6 protein-coding genes are annotated in these 5,625 nt (G+C 42.1%); all 6 read right to left on the bottom strand.

The window, feature by feature from the left end; all coding sequences use genetic code 11:
• Positions 1-8: 8 nt before the first annotated feature.
• On the bottom strand, positions 9-1,496 hold the full coding sequence (locus tag RDS42_RS11815; RefSeq protein ID WP_308783839.1) for a HAMP domain-containing sensor histidine kinase: 1,488 nt from the start codon (positions 1,494-1,496) through the stop codon (positions 9-11).
• On the bottom strand, positions 1,487-2,146 hold the full coding sequence (locus tag RDS42_RS11810; protein ID WP_308783838.1) for a response regulator transcription factor: 660 nt from the start codon (positions 2,144-2,146) through the stop codon (positions 1,487-1,489). The genes RDS42_RS11815 and RDS42_RS11810 overlap by 10 nt, the downstream gene beginning before the upstream one ends.
• Positions 2,147-2,157: 11 nt before the next feature.
• Complete coding sequence (locus RDS42_RS11805; protein WP_308783837.1) at positions 2,158-2,895, bottom strand: lantibiotic immunity ABC transporter MutG family permease subunit; 738 nt, start codon at positions 2,893-2,895, stop codon at positions 2,158-2,160.
• Complete coding sequence (locus RDS42_RS11800; protein ID WP_308783836.1) at positions 2,895-3,659, bottom strand: lantibiotic immunity ABC transporter MutE/EpiE family permease subunit; 765 nt, start codon at positions 3,657-3,659, stop codon at positions 2,895-2,897. The genes RDS42_RS11805 and RDS42_RS11800 overlap by 1 nt, the downstream gene beginning before the upstream one ends.
• A complete protein-coding gene (locus RDS42_RS11795; protein ID WP_308783835.1) occupies positions 3,660-4,364 on the bottom strand; it encodes a lantibiotic protection ABC transporter ATP-binding protein in 705 nt (234 codons plus the stop codon).
• Positions 4,365-4,554: 190 nt separating this feature from the next.
• On the bottom strand, positions 4,555-5,427 hold the full coding sequence (locus RDS42_RS11790; protein ID WP_308783834.1) for a hypothetical protein: 873 nt from the start codon (positions 5,425-5,427) through the stop codon (positions 4,555-4,557).
• Positions 5,428-5,625 lie beyond the last annotated feature (198 nt).

Here is a 5,625-nt window from a genome sequence, read left to right as displayed (position 1 = left end):
GAGTATATTCAGTCAATTTTTTCGTCTGCTATTTTGATCCAAAGAGAAACCTCAGCCCCATCTCCCTCTACTGAATTCCCATATTTTAGAAATCCGCCCTGCTTCTTCATAAAAGTATCTGCAATAGACAGCCCTAACCCCTGATGTTTCCGGTCATGACGACTGTCATCTCCGCTGAAAAACGGTTCTGATCCATAAATAAGTGCCTGATCCGAAAAACCTGATCCATAATCCCGGACCGAAGCTACCAGATATTTTCTGAAAGAATCCAGATTATCTGATACCTTTTCTGTACCGATTTCTATCTGAATTCCCTGAACAGGATCTGTATGTTCCAGAGCGTTTCCGAGAATATTTTTCCATGCCCGCATCACCTCATCCATACAACAGAGGATTTCATCTGTATTTTCCGTTTCATCCTCCAGAAGTCGGGAGAAATCCTTATCTTTTCTTTTGTCTGTATTTTCCCTTCCCATGATCACCGGAATTTTCTCTGCTGTCCCAATAGCCTCTGCTTCTTCCAAAAGTTTATAAGCCAATTTTTCTGCGCTCACCATCTTATGGGGTTCTTCTTCTTCCCTTCCTCTCAGGACCTGACGCATGGAATCCAGATACTGCTCCATATAATCCACATTTTTCAGAATCTCCAGAACACATTCCTGATCCTCTTCTTTAAGCTCTCCCTCTGCAAGAAGCTCTGCATTTCCCCGGACTACCGTCAAAGGCGTTTTGATATCGTGTGCCAGGGCAGAAATCTGTCGATTTTTCTGCTGCTCAGATTCCCACTGCTGCTGAAGAGAATCCTTCAGCGCAATTTTCATTTTTTCCAGAGACATCATGACATCTCCGATCTCCTGGATATCCGATGGCCTGCTCTCAAATTCCAGATCACTGGCAGCAATTTTTTCCGTTGCTTCACAAAGTCCCTCCAGCTGCCTTCTCATCCTTCGGGCAAAACATCTGGACAGGGCAAAACCGCTTGCAGCTGTCAGAATAACAAACAATCCTATGGTAAACCAAGTGGTAAGCTGTTCCGCCGGCGGCAGTATCTGATTCCACTTTTCATTTGCATAACGGACTTCTACAAAATATTTGGTAATACAAACTTCTCCGTTTTTTCTCCTGAAGAAACAGTAATATCCTTTTCCTTCTGCATATTTATTGTCTTTCCGGTATTTTTCCCATGCAGTTTTTTCTTCTTTCCCGTCAAAATTTCCATAGAGAAATTTTCCATCTGCGGAAAAAACCCCATAAAAAGTTCCCGCCGGTATCAAGTCTTCTGTCACCATATTCGCATTTCGGATCTTATCACCGTTTTCTGCCAGAACCTGCTCTGCATGATTGGCAGGAAGCAAAAATCCTCCGAACATCGTGACAGTTCCAAGCATTACAAAAAAACAAAGAAAAGCAATCAGGATCACAACAGCGGTAAAACCCAGGATATATTTTCCAAACAGACCTGTGAGCTTTGTTTTTTTTCTGTTTTTCACTTCCATTTATATCCGATCCCCCATACGGTTTCTACAGGCGAAACTCCCACCTTCTGAAGCTTGGCCCGGATATTTTTTATGTGTTCCGTAATAGCAGAGCTGTCGCTTTCTCCATCATAACCAAAAACATGTTCATAAATCCGCTCTTTAGAAAATACCTGCCCCCGGTTCAGAGCAAGATATTCGCAGATAGAGTATTCACTTTTTGTCAGCGGAATCTGCTTTCCCTGACAGTAAATTTCTTTTGCCTGCAGAGAAAATTCCAGATCTCCCAATGTAATCCGGTGTTTTTTTTCCCGATTTTCCCGGCGAAGATGAGCCGCTACCCTTGCTCTCAGTTCTCCCAGACCAAAGGGTTTTCTGATATAATCGTCTGCTCCAAGTCCAAAACCGGTGATCAGATCACCTTCTTCTGTTTTTGCCGTTACAAAAATTATGGGGCAGTCCACCTGTTCCCGTATCTTCCGGCAGACTGTAAATCCATCTGTTCCCGGCATCATAACATCCAGAAGGATCAGCTGATAGCCGCTTAGTCTCTCCGGATCTATTTTTTCCGGATCATCCAGTGTATCTACCAGATAACCTTCCTTTTCCAGTGCTTTGCGGATCACTGCCAAAATCCCCTTATCATCATCAACAGCCAGAATCCTGCACATATACTTTCCTCCTAATCATTATCCTGTCTTCCTTCATAAAAATGAAACCATATAAAGATTATGACACAAAGGATCACTCCCAGCAAGATACAGGTGGAGATATCTCTCAGATCTGTACTGGCAGCTCCAAGTGCTGCTCTTCTGTTAAATTTTTCAGCAAGATACAGCGAGGCTCCACGAGAACTCCAGGAGCTTGGAACATACTGCCATTTCCCCTGGCCAAGTCCTGTCAGAAACAACGCGGAGATCAGAAGCTGCCCTATGGAAACAGCCAGTGACACTGCTTTTGAAAAGCAAAGATTCAGAAACAAATGCTCCAGATAAAGGGGCAGACTTCCCAGCCAGAGAAAAACTCCTGCTTTCAGAAAAACAGAAAACGGTATTTCCATATCACCTAATATCAGACGGTTGCCTGCTCCATAAAAAATCACAGCACCCATTACCGCGAAAAAAGCAAGAATCTCAAGACTCATCCATTTTGCCAGCAATGAACTTTCCCTCTTTCCTGTAGTCATAAGAAATCCCTGAAGATGACCGGAAAGCTCCAAATCCACATTTCCGGCGCAGATCACAGATGCCAGTACCGGAAAAGCAACTCCCACTGCCTGCACAAAAACAGAAAACTGAAGCTGTGCACTGATCCTGGTCCACGCCAGAAAAAGAACGCCGGCAACAAAAGGAACAGCCACATGAATAGGGTACAAAAATGTACGGCGCATTTTATAAAATTCTGCTTTTAATAATCTCATTATTTTTCCACCTGCCTTTGAAACCATTTCCGGGTAAAATACCAGAGCACTCCAAACCACAAAAGAGAAAAAACTGCTCCAATCACAGCTTCCGGTACACTCATAAGCTGAGGTGTATAAGTCATCTGTCCCGGCTGTGCCGGCAAACCATTAGGCAGAGTTTTTAAAACAGGACACATAACTCTGGGGGTAATTCCATACGGAACAAGAAAAAACAGCTTTTCCAGCGCCATAAGAGGCCCAGCAGTCTGGCTCAGTCCCACACTGATGATCACCATGACCAGCACTCCTGTTTTCTGCACCAGAAACAAACAGAAAGGAAGCTGCCACAGGGAAGTAAGCCAGATCAGTATCGCTGCAAGAATCTGATTTGATACAGCTGGTGCGTTAAAAAAAGTCATATGAAGTCCTCTTTCCATGACAGCTGTGCCAACAATCACAAATACCATCAAAAGTAAAGTAGCCACGCCACTTGCCATAGCTGACAACAGAATCTTTGCATCCCAGATCTTTCCCATGTCTGCCGGAAGCGACCAGATGGTACGATTCTGTTTTTTATGCTCCTTTCCTCCAATCTGTCCGCAGGCTACAGCCAGAAATCCCGGCATCATCAGCATATACCACCAGTTATAGCCATCCATTGCAAAATAATTATGCGTCAGCTGAGCAGACAAAAGAGCACTTATCGCCGGCATCAGAATCATCAGTTTCCACAAAAAAGTATGGCGGTATTTCATTTTCTCAGCTTTAAAATATGTACTCACTTATCTCGCTCCTCTCTCTGCTGCCACAATTTTCATAAACAGCTGTTCCAGATCCTGACTTTCGTCCATAATCCCTTCATATCCAAGCCTTCCATTGGCCATAATCCCAATATAATCCGCAGTCAGCTGAATTTCGCTTAAAATATGGCTGGATACTACAACTGTAATTCCCTGATCGGGAAAACTGCGGATCAGATGACGAAGTTCCTGAATTCCCAGAGGATCCAGACCATTCACCGGCTCATCCAGAATCAAAAGCTTGGGATGGCCCAGAAGAGCAATAGCAATTCCCAGTCTCTGCTTCATTCCCAGCGAAAATTTTCCCGAAGGCTTTTTTCCCGTATCAGTAAGATCCACAGTCTTCAGAACCTCTTTCATACGTTCTTCTGTTTCTCCCAGTATCAATGCCCGTACCTTGAGATTTTCCCAGGCAGACAGATTCTCATAAATAGGCGGCGTTTCGATCAGACCTCCTATTTGATTTAAATCCTTCCTGCTCCATGGATGTCCCTGAAAAATAATCTGCCCGGAATCCGGTCTCATAAGCCCTGTTATCATCTTTAATAATGTAGATTTTCCTGCTCCGTTTGGCCCCAAAAGACCATAAACACAATTTTCCGGTATAGATAAAGAAATATTTTTTAAAACTGGCTGTTTTTTGAAAGACTTTTCAAGATTTTTAATTTCGACAATATTCTGACTCATCTTTTCCCTCCTGTAAGTAAGATATTTTTTAAGATCACGGATGTTAGCGTTGAAAATTTCTCCGCAAATGCCCGCTTTTCCTTTTGTACCTACAGGATAAAAGATAATTATAAGGAATTTATAAGGAAAATATTATAATTGTACAATCGCCCCTATCCATTTCCAGATAGGGGCGATTGTATTACAAAAATTACTGTTTGTTATTCTTTTCTTCCAAAAGCTTTTTTAACCTCTGAATCTCTGCTTCTGCTTTCTGACGTTCAAGTTCTGTCTTCTTTCGTTCCATGGCAATGCCTTGTTCGATTCCCCTCTGGATCAGCTTATCTGATTCCAGTTCCAGTACCTTTCCACCCATTACATCACCAAATCCTTTCCTTACATTTTCCTTGTCCCTGAACACATAATCAGCAACCCGAATAATCAGTTCAATCATATCACAGTATGCTTTTTCGTTTCCTTTTTCCAGGAAACTCTCCTTCAGGTATTTTTCAATTTCTGCATATTCTTCTAAAAATTGCTTCCACTTCCTGCTGTCTGTGTCCAGTCTTTTTTCGTGTTCATATTTTATTACATAGTATGGCAGTAAAAACAGCAAATGCTTCTGGAGCATATCATTACAGGTAAACCTCTGCACCTGCACGGCAGGAACAGTGTATTCCACTGTATTACCGTTTGGCATTACAAGTTCCACAGCTATCGTATCCTTCCTTTTTGTACCTCGCAGATACAGGACGCATGACTGCGGAAAATACATGCGGTATCTGCCGTTTTCCCTCTGTACATTTTCCAGACTGATTGCAAAATCATATTCGATCATCCGAATCACCATGGTAGCATCATCTGTACTCTGACATTCTATATGATAAATTCGATTTGCGATCAGCAGGTGGGAATCTGTAATTATCCTGCCGTTTTGTGTCTGATGTTCATTTCTCTTTTGTATAATCTCAATATCCTCCGGATAGGAAGTTCCAAAGACTTCATTAATTAACGGAATTGCCAGATACGGCATCTTTTCCAACATTGTCCGGAATACATCATCAAAAATGGTGCCATTTTCCATAAGACATTCCTTTCCTTATGTATTCTGCATTGTCATCTTTCAAGTCCTTGTCTTATGTGTTTTAAGAAATGCTATCAGATCGTATATTTTATTTTGGTAGCCCTCCAAAATTCTTATCTTCTGTACAAATGGTGTCTGTAGTCAGCCTCACTCCTTTATGCTATAGTTATATCTTTATTATAAGCGAATCATGTTTTT

The organism is uncultured Blautia sp. (genome assembly GCF_902497045.1).
Taxonomy (GTDB): domain Bacteria; phylum Bacillota; class Clostridia; order Lachnospirales; family Lachnospiraceae; genus Blautia_A.
Note: the sequence above shows the minus strand (reverse complement) of the source record. Positions and strands in the feature narration are given on the sequence as shown.